The organism is Flavobacterium sp. KH_001, from assembly GCF_057840745.1.
In genome coordinates, this window is the sequence record NZ_CM174520.1 from 5261509 (window position 1) to 5282656 (window position 21148).

At 33.1% G+C, this 21148-nt stretch carries 22 protein-coding genes; 11 read left to right on the forward strand and 11 right to left on the reverse strand.

What is annotated here, in order from left to right; all coding sequences use genetic code 11:
* Positions 1 to 6: 6 nt before the first annotated feature.
* Both AC3ITQ_RS22340 and cysC read right to left on the reverse strand, forming a co-directional pair.
* Entirely contained in the window at positions 7 to 690 is a 684-nt protein-coding gene (locus tag AC3ITQ_RS22340) for an aspartyl/asparaginyl beta-hydroxylase domain-containing protein (protein WP_489236262.1), read from the reverse strand.
* Between the two features lie 16 nt (positions 691 to 706).
* Positions 707 to 1231: an adenylyl-sulfate kinase gene (gene cysC, locus AC3ITQ_RS22345; RefSeq protein ID WP_489236263.1), complete on the reverse strand. Its 525-nt coding sequence runs from the start codon at positions 1229 to 1231 to the stop codon at positions 707 to 709.
* A 175-nt stretch (positions 1232 to 1406) separates the two neighbouring features.
* On the opposite strand from cysC, the gene AC3ITQ_RS22350 reads away from it, so the two are divergent.
* The 5 genes from AC3ITQ_RS22350 to AC3ITQ_RS22370 all read left to right on the forward strand — a co-directional run bounded on the left by AC3ITQ_RS22350 (position 1407) and on the right by AC3ITQ_RS22370 (position 7397).
* Positions 1407 to 2108 carry an SIR2 family NAD-dependent protein deacylase gene (locus tag AC3ITQ_RS22350; protein WP_489236264.1) on the forward strand — a complete coding sequence of 234 codons (702 nt, stop codon included), beginning with the start codon at positions 1407 to 1409 and terminating at the stop codon, positions 2106 to 2108.
* Between the two features lie 62 nt (positions 2109 to 2170).
* Positions 2171 to 2797, forward strand: coding sequence for a sterol desaturase family protein (locus AC3ITQ_RS22355; protein WP_489236265.1), 627 nt, complete (start codon positions 2171 to 2173; stop codon positions 2795 to 2797).
* A gap of 91 nt (positions 2798 to 2888) precedes the next feature.
* A complete protein-coding gene (purB, locus tag AC3ITQ_RS22360; RefSeq protein WP_489236266.1) occupies positions 2889 to 4235 on the forward strand; it encodes an adenylosuccinate lyase in 1347 nt (448 codons plus the stop codon).
* A gap of 10 nt (positions 4236 to 4245) precedes the next feature.
* On the forward strand, positions 4246 to 4857 hold the full coding sequence (locus AC3ITQ_RS22365) for a hypothetical protein (RefSeq protein WP_489236267.1): 612 nt from the start codon (positions 4246 to 4248) through the stop codon (positions 4855 to 4857).
* A gap of 302 nt (positions 4858 to 5159) precedes the next feature.
* A complete protein-coding gene (locus AC3ITQ_RS22370) occupies positions 5160 to 7397 on the forward strand; it encodes a cation:proton antiporter (protein ID WP_489236268.1) in 2238 nt (745 codons plus the stop codon).
* Positions 7398 to 7492: 95 nt separating this feature from the next.
* Here the strand turns inward: AC3ITQ_RS22370 and AC3ITQ_RS22375 are convergent, their stop codons facing one another.
* The 3 genes from AC3ITQ_RS22375 to AC3ITQ_RS22385 form a co-directional block, all read right to left on the reverse strand.
* Positions 7493 to 8131 carry a peroxiredoxin gene (locus tag AC3ITQ_RS22375; RefSeq protein ID WP_026984920.1) on the reverse strand — a complete coding sequence of 213 codons (639 nt, stop codon included), beginning with the start codon at positions 8129 to 8131 and terminating at the stop codon, positions 7493 to 7495.
* Between the two features lie 274 nt (positions 8132 to 8405).
* Positions 8406 to 9179, reverse strand: a complete 774-nt coding sequence (locus AC3ITQ_RS22380; protein WP_489236269.1) for a leucine-rich repeat domain-containing protein — start codon at positions 9177 to 9179, stop codon at positions 8406 to 8408.
* On the reverse strand, positions 9176 to 10111 hold the full coding sequence (locus AC3ITQ_RS22385; protein WP_489236270.1) for an AEC family transporter: 936 nt from the start codon (positions 10109 to 10111) through the stop codon (positions 9176 to 9178). The genes AC3ITQ_RS22380 and AC3ITQ_RS22385 overlap by 4 nt, the downstream gene beginning before the upstream one ends.
* Before the next feature lie 100 nt (positions 10112 to 10211).
* Between AC3ITQ_RS22385 and AC3ITQ_RS22390 the strand changes: the two genes are divergently transcribed.
* The 3 genes from AC3ITQ_RS22390 to meaB all read left to right on the forward strand — a co-directional run bounded on the left by AC3ITQ_RS22390 (position 10212) and on the right by meaB (position 12533).
* Positions 10212 to 10619: an RrF2 family transcriptional regulator gene (locus tag AC3ITQ_RS22390; RefSeq protein ID WP_072973170.1), complete on the forward strand. Its 408-nt coding sequence runs from the start codon at positions 10212 to 10214 to the stop codon at positions 10617 to 10619.
* 57 nt (positions 10620 to 10676) lie between these two features.
* Entirely contained in the window at positions 10677 to 11318 is a 642-nt protein-coding gene (locus AC3ITQ_RS22395; protein WP_489236271.1) for an NAD(P)-dependent oxidoreductase, read from the forward strand.
* A 126-nt stretch (positions 11319 to 11444) separates the two neighbouring features.
* Positions 11445 to 12533, forward strand: a complete 1089-nt coding sequence (gene meaB / locus AC3ITQ_RS22400) for a methylmalonyl Co-A mutase-associated GTPase MeaB (protein ID WP_489236272.1) — start codon at positions 11445 to 11447, stop codon at positions 12531 to 12533.
* A 13-nt stretch (positions 12534 to 12546) separates the two neighbouring features.
* On the opposite strand, the gene AC3ITQ_RS22405 is transcribed toward meaB, so the two are convergent.
* From AC3ITQ_RS22405 to AC3ITQ_RS22425, 5 genes are all read right to left on the reverse strand, one after another.
* Positions 12547 to 13023 carry an HAD domain-containing protein gene (locus AC3ITQ_RS22405; protein ID WP_489236273.1) on the reverse strand — a complete coding sequence of 159 codons (477 nt, stop codon included), beginning with the start codon at positions 13021 to 13023 and terminating at the stop codon, positions 12547 to 12549.
* 19 nt (positions 13024 to 13042) lie between these two features.
* Positions 13043 to 13315, reverse strand: a complete 273-nt coding sequence (locus tag AC3ITQ_RS22410; protein WP_489236274.1) for a hypothetical protein — start codon at positions 13313 to 13315, stop codon at positions 13043 to 13045.
* Positions 13316 to 13476: 161 nt separating this feature from the next.
* Entirely contained in the window at positions 13477 to 15411 is a 1935-nt protein-coding gene (locus AC3ITQ_RS22415) for an LTA synthase family protein (protein WP_489236275.1), read from the reverse strand.
* A gap of 44 nt (positions 15412 to 15455) precedes the next feature.
* On the reverse strand, positions 15456 to 15683 hold the full coding sequence (locus AC3ITQ_RS22420) for a DUF8828 family protein (protein WP_026984926.1): 228 nt from the start codon (positions 15681 to 15683) through the stop codon (positions 15456 to 15458).
* Positions 15684 to 15710: 27 nt separating this feature from the next.
* Positions 15711 to 17096 (reverse strand): MATE family efflux transporter, encoded by a 1386-nt coding sequence (locus AC3ITQ_RS22425; RefSeq protein WP_489236276.1) that lies wholly within the window; start codon positions 17094 to 17096, stop codon positions 15711 to 15713.
* A gap of 524 nt (positions 17097 to 17620) precedes the next feature.
* Between AC3ITQ_RS22425 and AC3ITQ_RS22430 the strand changes: the two genes are divergently transcribed.
* Positions 17621 to 18166, forward strand: a complete 546-nt coding sequence (locus AC3ITQ_RS22430; protein WP_489236277.1) for a hypothetical protein — start codon at positions 17621 to 17623, stop codon at positions 18164 to 18166.
* A gap of 195 nt (positions 18167 to 18361) precedes the next feature.
* Here the strand turns inward: AC3ITQ_RS22430 and AC3ITQ_RS22435 are convergent, their stop codons facing one another.
* Positions 18362 to 19237, reverse strand: a complete 876-nt coding sequence (locus AC3ITQ_RS22435; protein ID WP_489236278.1) for a PPK2 family polyphosphate kinase — start codon at positions 19235 to 19237, stop codon at positions 18362 to 18364.
* Between the two features lie 206 nt (positions 19238 to 19443).
* Here AC3ITQ_RS22435 and AC3ITQ_RS22440 point away from each other — a divergent pair, with 206 nt between their 5' ends.
* Complete coding sequence (locus tag AC3ITQ_RS22440) at positions 19444 to 20280, forward strand: DUF6929 family protein (RefSeq protein WP_489236279.1); 837 nt, start codon at positions 19444 to 19446, stop codon at positions 20278 to 20280.
* A gap of 367 nt (positions 20281 to 20647) precedes the next feature.
* Complete coding sequence (locus AC3ITQ_RS22445; RefSeq protein WP_489238962.1) at positions 20648 to 21148, forward strand: RNA polymerase sigma factor; 501 nt, start codon at positions 20648 to 20650, stop codon at positions 21146 to 21148.

Genomic DNA, 21148 nt, shown 5'->3' on the forward strand with positions numbered 1-21148 from the left:
TTCTATTTATTCTGCTAATAAATCAGCGATAATTTTAGCGTTAACTTCTGATGGATTTCTTGAAAGTTCCGCTATAATCTGCTGTTTTACATCCTCTGAATATTGTACTTTTTCATTAGAATATTCTAAGTCAAAACCCATTTCTGTAAATAATTTATCCGACCAATCATTTCTTATACAATCAAGTGTAAGATGAATACGTGGTTCAGTACTTTTATTTTCCACGCTATGCAAAAGCTGAAAATTGGCGTACCAACACTCACCCATTTGCATTGGAACTTGTTTTTTATCAACGTAAAAGAAAACCTCAGAATTTGTTATAATGGGAATATGGATTCTGAAAAAACCATCTTCATAAGAGGTATCATTGTCAACATGTTCTTTTATCTCACTTAGTGGCCCCAATCTAAGTAATCGTACTGCTTCTTTTTCACATTGAAACCAGTCCATTATTTCTTTAAAATAAGGACAGCGATCAAGGAGATTTGTGTTTTTATAGGCTTTATTTGCAAAAGAGGTTATGTCGTTTGTTAAGCCGGATTGCGATCTTAAAGAAACGCTTGTCCAGTTACCTTCGTATCGATTGGTATTAAAATGAGGAGTCCACAAATCAGTTTCGCATATAACGAGTTCTTTTTGCAATTTATCTATCGAGAAAGAAATCGGAAGTTTACTGAAAGATGGATTCATATCTTTAGATTATAAATTAAGCTAAATTGGTTATAATAAAATCGTATAACTTATGAGTTGAAAAGGGAACTGTTTCAAAATCTGTTTTTAATACCAAATCTACTCTTGAGGGAACCTCATATACATCACTTATTCCCGTAAAATTTTTTATTTTGTTACGATCGTGATCTGGCAATAATGCCTTTTTATACAATCCTTTGGGATCTCTCTTTATCAAATTATTTATAGAACAATCGAGAAATACTGTTCTGACAAATTCATGCGATCGCAATTCATTTCTGAGATTTTCATAAGGATTTATTACAGACATCAGGACGATTGTATCTTCACTTATAAAATTTCGTCCTAAATTGAAAAGGCGTCTGACATTTTCGCATCTGTCCTCTTTAGAAAAGCCTAAATCATTACAAATTGTCTTTCTGTAAACATCACCATCAATTATTTCAACCTTGTAACCTTTTTCAATTAACAAATGCCGAACATTTTCTGCTAATGTCGTTTTACCTGAACCTGACAATCCTGTAAACTGAATTAAAATCATCGAAAATTGGCTTTGTTTTATTCCCTTTAAAGCTAAATAATTTATAATACTGGTACAATAAGTAGAAATACGCTTTTATTGGTCTTTCAAATACTAAAAGAAATTGTGCTATAAATTCCCTTTTTTCAAAGAATTAGATACGTAAATTGTTATTTTTATCTTTTAATTAAACAAGATGAAAAAGAAGTTAGTTGTTTTAACCGGAGCCGGAATCAGTGCTGAAAGTGGTATTAAAACGTTTCGTGACAGCGATGGTTTATGGGAAGGCCATGATGTGATGGAAGTGGCAACTCCAGAAGGCTGGCGCAAAAACCAGGAATTGGTTTTGGATTTTTACAACAAAAGACGTCAGCAGCTTAAAGAAGTAGAACCAAATTTAGGTCACAAAATTTTAGCCGAATTAGAACAAGATTTTGATGTTCATATTATTACACAAAATGTGGATGATTTGCACGAACGCGCCGGAAGCACAAAGGTTTTGCATTTACATGGAGAATTATTAAAAGTACGAAGCGTTCAAAACAGAAATCATATTCTCGATTGGACCGAAGATTTATACACCGGAGATTTTGATGAAAACGGACATCAATTACGTCCGCATATTGTTTGGTTTGGCGAAGATGTTCCCACGTTGGAAGAAGCGATTGAAATTACGGAAACTGCAGATTATTTTGCGGTAATTGGAACGTCATTACAAGTATATCCTGCGGCCGGACTGATTTCGTATACTTACAGCATTACTCCGGTTTTCTATATTGATCCAAAGCCAATTGCGATTCCGAATATCCAAAATAAAGTTGAAATTATTGCGAAGCCTGCATCTGAAGGCGTTGCAATTATGAGAGAAAAATTATTTGAAATGGCGAAAACAATATGATATTTCAAAGCTGGTTACAGCTCTTATCTCAATTTAATTTACTGAGTTTATTTGTTTTCTTTTTGATAGAAAATTTAGTTTTGATAATTCTGTCTGTTCTTTTAGCCAAATTAATTGAATATGATAATACGAAACTGAACAAAACAGATCGTAAATGGATACTTGCAACTTTGATCTGCAATACATTTATAACGCTATTGGGTTTTGAATTATATCGTTTTGGTGTTATCAAAATAGATTTTTCTCCCTCATTATTTTCAATTATGACGGATACTTTATTATTGATTATTGTAATGGATTTTTTCATGTTTTGCTTCCATTTTCTAGCGCATTACTTAAAATGGTTTTCTCTTATTCACAAACTTCATCACACACATGTCGAAACGAGTGTATACAGCCTATATGTATTACACCCCGTAGAAACTTTAGGATTTGGAATTATCTGGCTGTTTTCGATTACAGTTTTGAACTTCAATTATCTTAGCATTATTGTTTATCTAATTTTAAATCTTTTATATGGAATATTTGGGCATTTAAAAACTGATATTTTTCCCGATTTTTGGTATAAAAATTTTGCAACAAGATGGATCTCAACGACTAAATTTCATTCTGATCATCATAAACATCAGTCTCATAATTATGGTTTTTATTTTACCATTTGGGACAAAATCTTTAAAACTATTTTCTAAATCATACTATTAAGGCATAATATATCTCTTGTAACTTTCAGAAGTTTTAACAATGACTTATATTTGCACCTTTCGAACAAACAACATAACAATGACTACTTTAAACGAATTGAATGCTATATCGCCAATTGATGGAAGATATAGAAGCAAAACCCTTTCATTAGCACCTTTTTTCTCTGAAGAAGCTTTAATCAAATACCGTGTATTAGTTGAAATCGAGTACTTTATTGCTTTATGCGAAGTGCCATTGCCTCAACTTTCAGGTGTAAACCCAAATTTATTTGACAGTTTAAGAGATATCTATAAAAAATTCTCAACTGAAGATGCACTTTGGATTAAAGAAACGGAGAAAGTAACCAACCACGACGTAAAAGCGGTGGAATACTTTATCAAAGATGCTTTTGAAAAATTAGGTTTATCTCAATATAAAGAGTTCATTCACTTCGGATTAACATCCCAGGATATTAACAACACTGCGATTCCGCTTTCTACAAAAGAAGCTTTTGAGCAGGTATATATGCCATCATTAATTTCTTTAATTTCTAAATTAAAAGAATTAAGCGTAGAATGGAAGGATATTCCAATGTTGGCGCGCACACACGGACAACCGGCTTCTCCTACTCGTTTAGGTAAAGAAATTTTGGTTTTTGTAGAGCGTTTAGAAGAGCAAATGCGTTTGTTATTCAACATTCCGTTTGCAGCTAAATTTGGTGGTGCAACAGGAAACTACAATGCACATCACGTAGCTTACCCACAAATCGACTGGAAACAATTCGGAAATAAATTTGTAGAAACAGATCTTGGTTTACACCACTCTTTTCCAACAACTCAAATTGAACACTACGATCATTTTGCGGCATTTTTTGATGCTTTAAAAAGGATCAACAATATCATCATCGATTTAGACCGTGATATCTGGACGTATGTATCAATGGAATATTTTAAACAAAAAATCAAAGCAGGCGAAATTGGATCATCTGCAATGCCACATAAAGTTAACCCAATTGATTTTGAAAACTCCGAAGGAAACTTAGGAATTGCCAATGCTATTTTTGAGCATTTAGCAGCTAAATTACCCGTTTCAAGATTACAGCGTGATTTAACTGACAGTACTGTTTTACGTAATATTGGAGTTCCAATCGGACATACTATTATCGCTTTTGAGGCTACATTGAAAGGTTTAAACAAATTGTTATTGAACGAAGGTAAATTCGCTGAAGATTTAGAGAAAAACTGGGCAGTTGTTGCTGAGGCTATTCAGACGATTTTACGTCGTGAAGCGTATCCAAATCCGTATGAAGCTTTGAAAGGTTTGACAAGAACAAATGAAGCAATTGACAAAAAAGCGATTCATAATTTTATTGCAACTTTAGAAGTCTCTGATGCTATTAAAGCAGAATTAATGCAGATAACACCTGCAAATTTCACAGGTATTTAATCTTTCCTAAATGAAATTTAGACATATTATTGTTTTATTTTTATTTTTAAATTTAACAGCATATTCACAAGAGAAAGTCGTCGATGAAATTGAAATAGAAATTCTAAAAACAAAAGAACCATCATCTTTTTCGACACTACTTTTAAGAGGGATAAAATTTGACCAGGCGAAGTATAAGTATATTATGGTCAAGTGCCGTGTGAAATCATTGAATTTAAATCACGCCAAAATCAGCGCTTTTTCATTAGTTGATAATGAAAACAAATTAAGATATCGCCTTGGAGATTATTTAGGATATGCAGCAGTTGTTGGAAATCCTGAAAGAAATTATTTTAGGAAAACAAAGTCTAAAGATAAAAATTACGGATCAAATCTTCCTCAATATAATCCAAGTGAGATAGATCAATTTGATAAATTCAACTTAGAAGGATATCTTAATGTTGAGATACCCGTTGAATTTGGAACAACAAAAAATCCAGATTCAAGTATTGTTTTTTTTGGAAGAACTGCCTATAAAAATTTTAAAGCTGAATTGTTTTTCATTGTTCCTAAAGAATTGAATGTTTCAACTTTTGATTTATATTATAAAGACACGCAAATAGGAATTGCAAAAACAGAGTAATGAAAATTGATTTAAATCCCAACAAATACTAAGGAATTTAAAGAAAACCTAAAATATTTTCTCAAAAAAAGCTATCTTTAACGATAGCTTTTTTTATTCCCTATAAACCCGATTGGGAACTAGCCCAGATTAGAATGAAAAGCCTTTTGTGAAAAAAACTATATTTTTTTGTAGATACAGAGCGACTCCCGAAGTATCGGGATAAACTTCGGAAGCTCCTGTAACTACTTTAAAAATATGTTTTTTGAATAAAAGCTTGAAATGGAAAGCTGGATTAGCTCCTGAACAAAAAATACCACTTTATGATTTCTTTATACGCTGCTGCAGAAACTACACACCATTTGAGACCTTTAATTAGTGATTTGGGATTAATCCTGATCACTGCCGGAATCGCTGTATTACTTTTTAAAAAAATGAAACAGCCTTTGGTTTTAGGGTATTTGATTGCTGGTTTTCTTGCAGGAAATCATTTTGATTTTTTTCCGTCTATAACCGAAATGAAAAGTGTGGAGGTTTGGGCTGAAATTGGTGTGATCATTTTGTTGTTTAGTTTGGGCCTCGAATTTAGTTTTAAGAAATTAATGAAAGTCGGTGGCACGGCATCTATTACTGCTATTACCCAGATTATTACCATGGTCATTATTGGTTATCTGGTCGGGCAATGGATGGGATGGGCGTCTATGGATAGTATCTTTCTTGGGGTAATTTTATCAATTTCATCCACTACAATTATTCTGAAGACCTTTGATGAACTAGGCGTTAAGGCACAAAAGTTTGCCGGAATTGTTATCGGATCCCTTATTGTTCAGGATATTGTGGCGATTTTAATGATGGTTTTACTTTCGACTATTGCGGTAAGTCAGCAATTTTCTGGAAGCGAATTGATGATGTCTGTTTTAAAACTGATTTTCTTTTTGACTGTTTGGTTCTTAGGCGGAATCTTTTTTATCCCTACCCTTCTTAAAAAAACAAAGCATTTGCTAACAGATGAAATGTTATTAATTGTTTCATTAGCCTTATGTTTAATGATGGTTAGTTTTGCTGCCAATGTTGGGTTTTCACCTGCTTTAGGCGCTTTTATAATGGGATCTATTATCGCAGAAACTACACAGGCAGAACATATTGAACATTTAATAAAACCTGTAAAAGATTTATTTGGGGCGATTTTCTTTGTTTCTGTGGGAATGTTAATTGACCCAAAAATGCTTTATACACATGCACTTCCGGTTGCTATTTTAACACTTGTTACAATTATTGGTCAATCTGTAAGTTCAACAATTGGAGCTCTACTTGCCGGACAGCCTCTAAAACAATCTGTACAAACTGGAATGAGTTTGTCGCAAATTGGGGAATTCTCATTTATCATTGCTACGTTAGGAATGACTTTAAATGTTACTAGTTCCTTTTTATATCCTGTTGTAGTAGCCGTTTCTGCTATAACAACCTTTACTACGCCCTTTATGGTGAAATATGCGGTTCCTTTTTCAAACTTTCTGGAACATAAATTACCACGAAAATGGGTCAAAAACATTAACCGTTATAGTGTCAACGCGCAAGCAATAAAATCTGTGAGCATCTGGCAAAAAGTACTGAATGCTTATATCATTCAGATTATTCTCCATACCGTTATTATTACAGCCGTCATTTTATTATCAGCCAAATTTGTTGCGCCTTTAGTGGCTGATACGCGATTTGGAAATACATTGGCAGCACTTATAACATTGGTTGTTATCGCTCCTTTTTTATGGGCACTTTCATTACGACGCATTGCGGATGATGAAGTAGAATTACTTTGGGAAGAACGTAAATATCGTGGTGCCTTATTGATGATGATTTTGATTAGGATGGGATTAGGATTGTTTTTTATTGGTTTCTTACTGAATATTTTCTTCTCACCATTGGTCGCTTTTGTTGCCTTGGTCATTGCTATTGCCGCGTACCAGCTTTTTCCTAAAAAACTGAACGAACAATATCATAAAATTGAAAGTCACTTTTTAAAGAATTTAAACGATCGCGAAAACAAAAAAATAGACAGACGTTATGCGAACTTGATGCCTTGGGATGGTCACATGTCGTTTTTTGACATTGGAAAAGAATCAAATTTGGCTGGAAAAACTTTAGAAGAATTACGCATTCGAGAACAAATGGGAATTAATATTGCCTACATAAAACGAGGTGATGTCATGATCTCTATTCCCACTAAAAATGAGCGTTTGTTTCCTGGCGATGAAGTATGTGTAATTGGTACAGATGCTCAGGTTACCGAGTTTACTAAATATTTAAATCAAAACGAAGTCGAAGCACCGGATACTATTGAAGAATCTCAAATTGTCTTACGCCAGCTGGAGGTTTCGCAAGAAGAATTTATCGATAAAAGCATTGGTCAGTTTAGAGGAAAAACTGGTGGGATGGTTGTTGGAATTGAAAGAAACGGAAATCGAATCTTAAACCCTGAATCGAATATCATCTTAGGAAAAAATGATATTATCTGGGTTGTTGGAGATAAAAAAAGAATGAGTGAGTTGATGAAGAGAACTTAGGAAAAGTTGCTAAGATGCTAAGTTTCTAAGACACTAAGAATTTATTTTTAGTAAACCTTAGAAACTTAGTATCTCAGAATCTTAGCTACTTAATCTTATTTGTTCGGTTGCGGTGTCATACGCAAATATGGTTTTATTGGCGTGTGCCCTTTTGGGAATTTAGCCGGAATATCGCTGTCAGGAACTGCCGGAGTAATTACTACATCTTCACCGTCTTTCCAGTTTGCCGGAGTTGCTACGCTGTAATTTGCTGTTAATTGCAAACTATCGATAACACGAAGCAATTCGTCAAAATTTCTTCCTGTTGAAGCTGGGTATGTTAAAGTTAGTTTGATTTTTTTATCAGCACCAATTACAAAAACAGAACGTACTGTAAATTTATCGCTTGCATTTGGATGCAGCATATCATATAAAGTGGCTATCTTTTTATCTTCATCAGCAATTATCGGGAAATTTACTGTTGTATTTTGAGTTTCGTTAATGTCTTTGATCCACTCTTTGTGCGACTCTAAACCATCAACACTCAAAGCGATAACCTTTGTATTTCTTTTTGTAAATTCCGGAAGATAATTGGCTACTGTTCCTAATTCTGTTGTACAAACAGGAGTGAAATCTGATGGATGCGAAAATAAAACTCCCCATGAATCTCCTAACCATTCATGAAAATTGATTGGTCCTTCTGTGGTTTCTGCATGAAAATCCGGAGCTATATCGCCTAATCTTAATGTTGACATAATTATATTTTTTTAGTTCCTCTAAAATTACTAAAAAATATAATTAAAAAAACTAAACTCTACTTTTTCTATCAATTTTATTCTAAACTGCTTAAATAGCTTAAAACAACTTAGATAAAATTAATGCCTTGGGACAACAACTTGCTTGGGACAACAACTTGCTTGGGACTAAATTAAGCACATTATTCTGATTTGTCAAATCTTCCAAATATAAAACCATTTATATATTGAACCAATTTCCAAAATCCGGTAGTATCAGTTACCAGAAGTATTTTTACCATCGCTTACCTTCATAGAATTCATTATTATCGTAATCATAATCCATAAAAAATCCTGCAACTAAACTTTGATGATTATTTTTAATTTTCAATCTAATATCTTTTTTTATTGTTGCTAAATAATCAAAACGTTTTAGTTTGGTCATTTTTAAAATACTTTCAAACGATTTGTCCATTACAACAGAATAATCTAAATCTAAATGCTCTAAATTATTTAACTCTTCAAAAGGAATTAAAGAATTAATTTTTAGATTTTTTGGCGCAGTCCAATTTCCATTTAAAGAAAGCCCTTTTAAGGTTTTTATTTTTCCAATGGTTTCATAATTGTTTATATTAAAGCATTGTTCCAATTTCAATTGTTTTAATTTGAGATTTGAAATAGAATCGATGTCAGTTAATTTTGAGTTATAATTAATTTCTAATCTAGTTAATTTTTCCAATTTTTTCAATGCTGAAATATCTTCAAAATTCGAATTTTCGATTATGAGTTCACTTAAGTTAGGAATTTTGCATACAGAATTTAAAATTTCTTGATTATAAATATTTATTTTCAACCTTTTGACATTGTCAAGAGTTTCAAATATTTCGTCCCAATCATTGAGTATTTTTTTTTCTTTTTCGGATCCTCTTTTAATTGCAGCAGGCGATAAACCTGTTATGAAAATATTTTCTGAATTTATATTTTTATATATAGGTAATTGAACGATTTTGTATTCCAATTCGTTTTCTTTTCCTTTGTAAAATTCGTGAAATTTATATCTGTCGTTCATATAATATTGCTGGTAACAATAAAGTACCAGATGGCAAGAGTTATAAAAGAGATGGGAATTCCGAAACCAATCATCATACTGCTTAACTTTGGTTTTAAACCATAAGTAGAAGCTAATATCGCACCTGTAATCATTGGTGCCATTGCGATTTCTATTATGGTAATTTTAATCGCTTCAGAATGCTGATTGAAAATGAAAACATACAAGACCATAATAATGAATGGTGTTATAATAAGTCTGAAAAAAAGTCCCAATCGTAAAAATCGCCAATGCTGACTTCTTCTATCAAAATTTAATTGCAACCCAACAGAAAACAGAGCCAATGGCGTAACAAGACTTCCTACTTTCAATAATACAGATTGAAGATTTAGATCTAAATCATAACTAAAAATATTCAAAGAACACGCCACCACAAACGTAATAAAAGGCGGAAAGATAATTACTTTTTTAAGAATGCTCCAGGCATCCGGACTACCTTTAGAATAAAAGGCAGCAACAAAAACACCTAAAGTGGAAACCACAACAAAAGTGCCTGGCTGATCTACTAAAATAGCAGTTTCTAAGCCTTTTTTCCCAAATAAAGCTTCCACTATAGGATAACCTAGAAATGAGGAATTACTCAAGCCAGCTGTCAGAACCAAACAACCAATAAGTTTATTTGACCAACCCAATCGTCGACCTAAAAAATGAAAGAAAACAAATGCCAGGAAAAAACTAATCCAGCCCGCTCCTATTGGAAACAACAAATCATTGTTCCATTTTATTTTGGGAATATGATATAAAGTGATAGCCGGTAAGCAAACGTAAATGACAATTTTATTAATGCTTTTGTAAATATGAGTGGGAAACCACTTTACCTTTTGCAAAAGCAATCCTAAAAACAAGAAGAAGAATATCTGAATAAAGTTGTTCATATCGTAGGTTCCCGACAAAAATAGGAATTTCTAAATTGTTGAGAGACATTAATTATTCGTTAAAATATTTTTTTTGTTCAATAAAACACTTTACATTTGTAACATATTTTATTACAGTATGATTTCAGGTAAATTTGCCATAACGATTCACATTCTTACTTTGCTCACCAAATATCCAAATGATTATTTATCATCTGAATATATTGCGGGAAGTATTAATCTGAATCCTGTTTTGGTACGAAAAGAAATTGCCAATCTAAAAGCACATCATATTGTAGAAAGTAAAGAAGGTAAAAATGGTGGAACAAAATTAGCTGTGGATCCTACGAATCTTACTTTGAAAGAAATATTTGAAATGACTTTTGAAACCATTAATCTGGGATACGCCAAGAATCAGCCGAATCCAGATTGTCCGGTTGGAAAAAAAATCAATCAAAATTTAGCCGCTTTATACGCGGATATGAATCAGAAAGTTAGTTTACAATTAGAGGGAATTTCTTTAGAAGATTTTTCGAATCAGTTCTAAAACTATTTTTTTATACAAAACTGTAACATTTTTTATTACTAATAAAAATTATATATTATGAAAATCGCACTTATTGGAGCAACAGGATTTGTTGGCTCAGCCATTTTAAATGAATTAGCAGGCAGAAATCATGAAATTACTGCTATTGCAAGAACACCAAAAGAGGCTGCAAATGTAAATTGGGTAGCCGCTGATATTTTTAATTCAGATGCATTAGCCGAAATCTTAAAAGGAAATGATCTTATCATCAGTGCTTACAATGCGGGATGGACCAACCCAAACATTTATGACGATTTTATTGCTGGCTCAAAAGCTGTTCAGGAAGCCGTAAAAAAATCAGGAGTAAAACGTTTCATTGTAATTGGAGGTGGCGGAAGTTTGTTTGTTGCACCAGGTTTCCAAGCTGTAGATACACCAGATTTCCCAAAAGAATACTATGTTGCTGCAACTGCTGCACGTGATTACCTGAACATCATTAAAGAAGAAAAAGAACTGGACTGGGCCTTTTTTAGTCCGGCATTCGAAATGCATGCGGGAACGACAACAGGAAGAACAGGGAAATATCGTTTAGGACTAGAAAACCCAGTATTCAATGACGAGCAAAGAAGTATTTTATCTGTAGAAGATCTGGCTGTTGTAATTGCTGATGAAGCAGAAACTCCAAAACACCACCAAGTAAGATTTACTGCAGCTTATTAAACACGAATTTCACTAATTAGCACTAATTAATTCGTGAAATTCGTATTGTACCTAAAAACAGTTTCAAGAATCCTTTTTTGAAACTGTTTTTGTTTTCTGTACTTTTACAATACCAAAAAATGTATTTTGTCAAGTCCAAAAAAACAATCTAGCAGTTTACAAGAAAAAGCCGGTATTTCACCTCCTGAAATTATCAATGTATCGGCTATCAGTCAAATTCAGAAAAACAGGCGAAAACAACCTTCTTCAGAAGAATTAATTGCCGGAATTCTGGATGGAAACAGAACTGCCTTAAGCCGTGCCATTACTTTGGTCGAAAGTACCAATCCCGAACATGCGAATAAAGCAAACGAAGTTATTAATGGATGTTTACCTCAAGCCAATAAATCTATTAGAATTGGAATTACAGGCGTTCCCGGCGTTGGAAAAAGCACTTTTATTGAAGCTTTTGGAACCTTCCTAACACAACTTGGCAAAAAAGTAGCCGTATTAGCTGTTGACCCGAGTAGTTCCCTTTCGCATGGAAGTATTTTAGGGGATAAAACCCGAATGGAAGAATTGGTAAAAGATGAAAATGCTTTTATCAGACCAAGTGCTTCCGGAGATACTTTAGGTGGTGTGGCGAGAAAAACCCGTGAATCGATTATTTTGTGCGAAGCCGCTGGTTATGACACTATCATTATCGAAACTGTTGGCGTAGGACAAAGTGAAACTGCTGTTCACAGTATGGTGGATTTTTTCTTGTTATTAAAAATTTCTGGTGCCGGAGATGAACTTCAGGGCATCAAACGCGGCATCATGGAAATGGCAGATGCGATTGTCATCAACAAAGCCGATGGTGATAATATTAAAAAAGCAAATCAGGCGAAACTGGAATTCAATCGCGCTTTGCATTTATTTCCTCCCAAAAAATCAAACTGGCAGCCAAAAGTTACGACTTGTAGCGCCATTACCAAAGAAGGCATTTCAGATATTTGGAACACCATTTGTGATTATGTTCAAATGACCAACGAAACGGGTTTCTTCCAGGAAAAAAGAAAAGAACAAAATCATTTTTGGATGATGGAAACCATCAACGAACAATTGAAATTAAACTTCTACAATCGACCAGAAATTATTGCGCAACTAGAGCAAAACAAAAAAGCAGTGCAAAACGATGAAATTTCACCTTTTGCAGCTGCTCAAAATTTGTTGAAAATGTATTTTAAGAGATAAAAACTATATATTTCTATTTCGATATAATATCTAATTTTTCTTTATTTAGGTTAACAATAGTTTCTATAGCTAATTCGTCAGTTAAACCTACTAACGGACTTGTTAAAATAAGATGCTCTTTCAAAAAAAGTGGCAATCCATTTAAAGATTTATCATCGTCAATTATTACAAAATTTTCGTGATTATTTTTCGAATTGAACCAATTCAAAATCTCCTCTTTACGATTTAAGTACGATAAATTTTCAGATAATCTATCAATTTTATTAACTAAGATTCCACGCAATTCAAAAATTTTAAACCACTCCGATATGCTATATTTTGATTTGTGAGATGTAGTTAATAAAATATCAGCACTTGTTTCAGAAATAATTTTCTGAAGTGCATGTGTAGCCCTCGAACTAAAAACCGGAAAGCCATCGTTTAAGAATTCAGGCTTTTTCCAGGAATTAGCAGGAACCATAACTCCATCTATATCTAACAATATCAACATATTGCAAATTTACAAATAATTATTCAGAAATAATATCATTAATAGTTTCTATATCAACATGGTTATATTCGGCATCTCTTTGATTCAAATATTGAATTTTTGAAATAGTATCCCAGTCGTTTTCATCAAACTCAATATCATTCCATTTACATTCTTTTGTGGCAGATGATTTTAAACTTTTAATTTTACCAATTTCAATTTCAGCTAATAATGAGCTTATATATCGATGATGTCCATCGATTACTAAATTTCCACATATTTTGATGTCATCGAATTTAATACCATTCACCATCTTCTTATAAATCCTTTTTATTACCGGAATGCTTAATTTGTGATGGGTTGATACTAGAACAATCTCTGTACTTGTTATATATTTTTTAATTTCTTCTGAAGTAATTTCAATCATAGTTATAATTTATTCACCACAAAAGTAAATAAAATACTACAAAAAAATCACTTCCTTCTCAATTTATACTTATTCTCTTTATACAAATTTCCTGCTGTAATTACATGCGCCAAAGCATCTTTTGCTAATTCTTCATTTAATTTAACAGGAATTAAAGTCGTATCATTTTTGATTTCAAATTGCAATGGTTTCAAATTAGGCTGCATGATTACAACTTGATTTTCGACTCTGAAGGCGTTAATATCATTAAACTGCATAATTGATCTTCCTTGTGTTTTGGCATCTAACTTATTTAAGTTTCTACCTACCATTGGCGTTTCAAAAGGAATTCCTAAATAACCTAATAAGGTTGGCGGAATATCAATCTGGCTTGCCAAATTGCTGTAAACTGAACCTTTCTTCACTCCTGGCCCCATTATTAAAGCAGGAATATGGAATTTATTAATTGGTACTAAATTTTTACCGTATGTTCTCGTGTTATGATCAGCAATAACTATGAAAATAGTGTTTTTAAAATAGGCCTCTTTCTTAGCCATTTCGAAGAATTTCCCAATGGAGAAATCGGCATATTTCATGGCATTATTTACAGTAGCTGGTACTTTATCAAAAGGTTTAATTCTTCCCGCCGGATATTCGAAAGGTTCGTGATTTGAAGTTGAAAACATTAAAGAAAAGAATGGTTTATCTCCTTTAGCCTTAAAATAACTATTCGCTTTAGTAACTAAATCTTCATCTGAATAACCCCAGGTTCCTTTGAAAGCATATTTGTTTCCATCTGATTCAAAATCTGTTTGATCAACAATATCCTGAAAACCATTTCCGTTGAAAAACGAAGCCATGTTATCAAAGTTTGCCATTCCGCCATAAATAAAACTGGTGTCGTATCCTTTTTGTTTCAAGGCATCAGCAAGCGTAAAAAATCCTTGTTGTGAGTTTCCTAACTTTACAACGCTTTCTGAAGGTGAAGGTAAAAATCCGGTTACAACTGCTTCAATTCCACGTACACTTCTAGTTCCGGTGCAATACAAATTGGTAAATAATAAACCTTCTTTTGACAATTTATCAAATTCCGGTGTCAATGGTTTTCCACCTAAAATTCCAACATATTCTGCTCCTAAACTTTCTTGTAAAAAGATAACCAAATTATAAGGCTTCTTATTAGCTGAGTCTGGTTGTTGTACATGTAAAAACGGAATTTCAGCATCTGTAAAATCATTTGGACCGGCAATCATGTATTTTTTTACACGGGCAATAGCTTCGGCCTCATCCATTTTCCCGTACATCTTAGTATTTCCTTCATTTTTGATAGAATATGCTGCAAATGCAACAGTATAAAATGAATTCAACCCTAAAGTATTTGTTAGCTGATCGGTAGAGAAAACAGCATTACTCGCATTAATTGGTCGTTTTGAAACCAAACTTGAACGCGCTCCAAAAAACAATAAAAAAGCAACTAACGGAAAAACCATTAATTTGAATTTATAATCAGCTAGTGAAGTATAGAAATATTTTTTCCCTTTTTTGAAAGCAAAATAGATAACCGCTCCCAAAATCAAAAAAGTAACAATAATTGAAGTTAGGTAACTTTTTAAAAGCATTCCAACAACTTCCTTTGGGTATATTAGATAATCTAAGAAAATTTTATTCGGACGCGTGTCGTATTGTTTTACAAAATCCGGAGAAGCTAATTCTACAAACAGAATTAAGAAAAGGAATAAGAAACTATAAATTACAAGGAATTTATTAGTGAACTTCAACCATTTATTCGGTGAAAAAGTAATTAAAACAGCCGGAAGAAAAGATAAATAACATAGTAAAATCAAATCCATTCGAAGACCGATTGGAAAAATATACCAGAAATTTAGTGTTTCAACAACCCTGTCTTTAAAAAGAAAAAATAAAAATAGTCGGCTAAGAGTAGTAATTAGCAATCCGATTGCTATAAAATTGAAAATAGGTTTTAAAAAACTTAATTTTTTCATTAGAAAGATTTAGAACGTAAAAAATAGCTTAAAAATAAAATCAATTACTCTTCGTAACGATTTATTTCTCTGTCATAAAAATCATTGGCTTTCTCAATTAAGCCTTCCATTTCTGCATTTAATTCGGCTTCATCAAGATCTTCCGCTTCTTCTAAAAACTCAACCTCATCATCTTTTAAATTGATTATAAATCTTGGGTAATCAAGATGAATGATAAAAATATCATCTGGAAAATCAGTATTGTCTCCGAGTAAAAATTTAGGTAATTCCATTTTATTTTTGTTTTATATGCTTCAAATTTAACTATTTGAAACTGAATTATTGATTAATTTTTTTGTTAAGTAATGGAAACGAATGTATAAGAATATCGCCGCTGAAGTTAATCCTGCCAAAAGTCCAATCCAAACTCCTTCTGCTTTCCATGGCGTATATTCTGCCAAATAATACGAAATCGGGAAACCAATTACCCAATAGGCCACAAAGGTAATATACATTGGTACTTTTACATCCTGCAAACCGCGAAGTGCTCCAAGAACCACCACTTGTATTCCATCAGAAATTTGAAAAATAGCCGCTATCAAAAGTAATTTCGATGCAATACTTATTACTTCATTATTATCCAGTAATTGTCCTCCATTTTCCATATTCAAAAAGAGATACGGTAAGTAATTATGAAACGCAACAAAGAGTATAGCAAAAAGGGTTTCAAGTATAATGGCTAACAAGAAAATAGAACGGGCCACAACCACTAATTTTTTAAAATCCTGCAAACCTCTCTGGTTACTAACTCTAATCATTGACGTTACACTTAATCCCATTGCAAACATAAAAGTCATCGATGCAAGGCTCAATGCAATTTGATTGGCTGCCTGACTGGTTTTACCAATATTTCCGCAAAGCCAGATCGACGCTGTAAACAACACCACTTCAAAAAGCATTTGCATGGCTGATGGAAAACCAATGCTTATTATTTTTTTTATGGTTTCTTTTTTAATTTCCTGAAAACTAAAATCTTGAAAAAAGCGTTTTAAATCATTTCTTCGCGACAGCATAATGTGCATAAACATGACCAAAAATATTCTTGATATAACCGTTCCTAGAGCTGCACCAATAATTCCCATTTTAGGAAAAATCCAAATACCATAAATCAAAACATAATTTATACCTACGTGTAGCACATTTGCCATGATCATAGCGTACATCGAATATTTTGTCATCGACATTCCATCAGCAAATTGTTTGTATCCCTGATATATAATTAGCGGAATTAATGAAAAAGCAACCCAGTCCAAATAAGGTTTTGCAAGTTTAATAACATCAGCGGGTTGATGTAGTAATTCCATTATTGGCTTTGCCAGAACAATTACACCAAAAAGCATTAATCCTAAAATAGTACATAAAAACAAGCCATGATGAAAAGCAGAACGAACTTTAGTATCATTCTTCTCCGCATCACCTTCTGCTACAATTGGCGTAATGGCTGTCGAGAAACCTATCCCTAAAGACATGGCAATAAAAACCATACTGTTTCCAAGCGAAACTGCGGCAAGTTCAGTACTTCCCAACTTCCCTACCATTATATTATCGACAATACCTATTAAAGTATGGCCCACCATTCCTAAAATTACGGGATAAGCCAACTTAAAATTATACGAAAACTCCTTTGTATACTGTGCTAAGTTCAATTCTATTGTTTTTAAGTCGGCAAAGATAATCAGAAGCTTTGAATTCTGCGGTATTATTAAAAAAGATAAGCTAATATTAAAAATTCAAAAAAAAATAAAATTCCAAATTCCAAAAACGGTAAAGGAAGCAAAATGGATCAATACGAAAAGCTGTAGAGAGAAAAAAAATTACCACGGAGAACACAAAGTCTTTTTTAAATATTCTACGTTTAATAAAAAACACAAAGTTCACAAAGCTTTGTGGACTTAGATCGTGTAAAGACAACTTAAATATTAGTGAACTCTGCGAACCCCGATAGCTCCCGGGATTGTGCTCTCTGCGTCAAAAAATAATTAAGATGTATGAAATTTTCAATGTTTCCCAACAACATCTAGCTATGATTCTAAAAGAATCCTGCATTTCTGATCCAGAAAAATAAAGGCCCGTTTGAGAATTATATAACAATTTCAGAAAATTATATAACGACTAAAAACGACCTCACTGCTACTTTTACATTATTAATAATTCAAAAAAAAATGTCTTTATGATCTCAAGAAATCTGAAATTTATCTGCCTAGCTGCTATAGCTTTTTTATCTGCCAACACAACTTTCGCTCAAGACACTGCAACTGCAAATACGGAAAGTGAAATTAAAAATTACGATCAGGGTTTTAGATTGGGATTTGGTTTAAACGGAGGTTTACCAACTGACAATGCTTACGATTGGTCTCTTGGTGGAGATGTTCGTTTACAATATGATTTGTCTAAAAGAACATCGTTGACATTGACCACAGGTTTTACAAACCTATTTATGGGAAAAGACGACAATGGAGTTGATCAAAAAGATCTTGGATTTATTCCCGCAAAAGCTGGTTTTAAAGCCTTCATTTGGGAAGATCAATTCTATGTTTTAGGTGAAGTGGGTGCTGGTTTTGCCGTTACAAACGGATATGACGACACTACTTTTTTATGGGCGCCAGGAATTGGGTACGCTAACAAATATATCGATATCAGTGTCCGCTACGAGGATTACAACAAATTCAAAACCAATCAGGTGGCTTTACGTCTTGCCTACGGATTTGATTTATAAAAATACGTTCATTTATTCTTTTGTTTTTGGTATGAACCCGACAGATCCTCATAGTCTGTCGGGTTTTGTTATTTAAAGAAGTTAGCAGTTTAAAAAACAGCTACAAAAAATAAACCCGACTGGTCAAAAACCAGTCGGGTTATTATGATAAAAAATTATCTAATTTTCTAGTTGCCACATTATCTAATTAGGTAATTAAGCACCCAATTCCTTTTTATACATTTCGATATTAGCCTTAATCTTATCGTCTAATTCCGGTTCTTTAATATCAGTATGTTTTTGCATTTCTTCCCAAATAATTTTGGCAACAATATAACGCGCCATTTCTTTATCATCGGCTGGAACAATATACCAGGGCGCATAATCTGTCGAAGTCTTATTGATGGCTTCTTCATAATATTCCTGATATTCTTTCCAGTGTTCTCTTTCCTTCAAATCGCCAGGAGAAAATTTCCAATGGTGCTTTTCTTCTTCCAAACGACGCAACAAACGTTCCCTTTGCTCCTCTTTGCTCAAATGCAAATAAAATTTCATTACAATAGTTCCGTTTTGCGAAATATGCTTTTCAAAATTATTAATCTGCTCAATTCTGTTTTCCCAAAACTCAGGTGTGATATCGTCAACCGAATTTATTCCCGGTAAATTTTCTCCCAAAATATATTCCGGATGCACGCGCGTTACCAAAACATTCTCGTAATGCGTTCTGTTAAAAATCGCAAACTTTCCTTTTTCCGGAAGTGCCAAATAATGTCGCCACAAATAATCATGTTCTAACTCGGTAGAATTCGGCGTTTTAAAACTGTGCACCACAACCCCACGCGGATTAAATTCCTTAAAAACCTCCCTGATTAAACTATCCTTCCCAGAGGTATCCATTCCCTGCAGGCAAATCAAAACGCCGTATTTATTATGCGAATACATAACGTCTTGTAAGTCACTCAATTTCGCCTGAACTTTATCTAGTTTTTTTTCTTTTGTCTCTTCGTCTGCATCAATATCGAGCAAAGTCGAAATCTTTGATAACTTTATTTTTTTTACAACTTTAAAATCATTCGGGTCTATAGATTTCATATTTTTCCATTTTATATTATAAATATACTAATTTTACGAAGCATATTCCTGCTATTCATTACAATACTTTTTCAATAAATTGTTTTTTTACAAGCCATAACAAGAGCTTCCGCTGGTCGCTTTGTTCTGTCAGTAAAAAATACAATTTCTCCTCAAAGTATTTTCATTTCTATCAGGGCTAGCGACACTTTTACAAAACAACATTCATGGAAAAATTCACATTAGAAATACTATTTCAAATCATCGGAATCGGATCAGCATCAGGATTATTTTTCAATAACAATTCTCTTTATATCATTGGCGATAATAGCGGATTCTTATACGAATACAATATACAAAATCAGCAATTAAGTCATCATCCTTTAATTGACAATCCGTCGCAAAATATTCCAAAAAACATAAAACCCGATTTTGAATCGATCACGCATCATAACGATACTTTATATGTTTTTGGTTCGGGTTCTACAGACAAACGAAACAAAATGATTGCCTTCGATCTTAAATCGAAAACCATCTTACAGAAAAATGATTTAGTCGATTTATATGCTTTAATGCAAAGTTTCGGAGAAATAAAACCGGAAGATTTCAATTTGGAAGGCGCTATTTTCGATGGCGAAAATTGGTATTTATTCAACCGCGGTAACGGAATATCCAACAAAAACACCATTTTCACCATTCACGCCAAAAGTCTGGGCGAAGAATTTGCTTTGGTGGCAACCAATTATAAACTGCCAAAAATAAAAGGAGTTCGTTCCAGTTTTACAGATGCTATTTTGGTTGAAGATAAAATCTATTTCTTATCAACTGCGGAAGACACCAAATCAACTTATGATGATGGTGATATCTTAGGAAGTTTCATTGGAAGAATAGATCTTAAAACCATGAAAATCGATTTCACTCAAAAAATAACATCAACCAATAAATTTGAAGGTTTGACTTTTTATAAAAAATCAAATGATAAAATTGAGTTTTTGCTTTGCGAGGATAATGATACGGAGTTATTGGAAACTAAGATTTTTAAGTTGAGTTTGCCAGTTAAGTAAATAACACATTCACTTTGTGCAATTTTGCGAATCCTTTGTGAATCTTTGTGTAATAGCTTTACCACAGAGATTCACAAAGAATTCACAGAGTAACGCAAAGATTCAGCGCAAATTATTCTCCTTGTAATCGTAGAAGCACATCGTAGTGCGTCTCTGCAAAGAATGCCCATTTCAATAAAAACCACGCTTAAAGACGCACTGCTGTAAACCTTTACAATAAAACTCTGTACCTTTGAACCTTAGCAACTTTGAGCCTTTAAAAAAAACTTTTTTTCACAGCCTTCCCAACCTTTTTATCTTTTAAGCTCTCTTTAGTATAAAGACAACAATTGTGATAAACGAAACCATTATTTCCAACTGCAAAAAAATGCAACGTGATGCGCAGCGTCAGGTGTATGAGCATATGGCTCCAAAATTGTATCGCGTTTGCAAACGATACTTAAAGAAGGAAGAGGAAATTGAAGAAGCGATGGCCGACGCTTTCTATACCATTTTCACGAAACTGGATCAGTTAAAAGAAATTTTAGCTTTTGAAGCCTGGGCGCGAAAAATAACCGTCAATCACTGTTTGGCAACTATCAGGAAAAACACCAATTTCAATATGTATCTTGATGATGTCAAATTGCTATCACAACCTTTTACAGAAGAAATCAATTCTCTGGAAGAAGAAGATTTACTCAATTTACTAAACCATATTCCGGACGGCTGTAAAACTGTTTTTAACCTTTTTGTCATTGAAGGTTTTGGTCACAAAGAAATTGCAGCAATGCTAAACATTTCTGAAGGTACCTCAAAATCACAATTAAATGCAGCTAAAACCAAGCTGAAGGAATTAGTAAACAAATTGTATTATCAAAAAGCAAAGTAG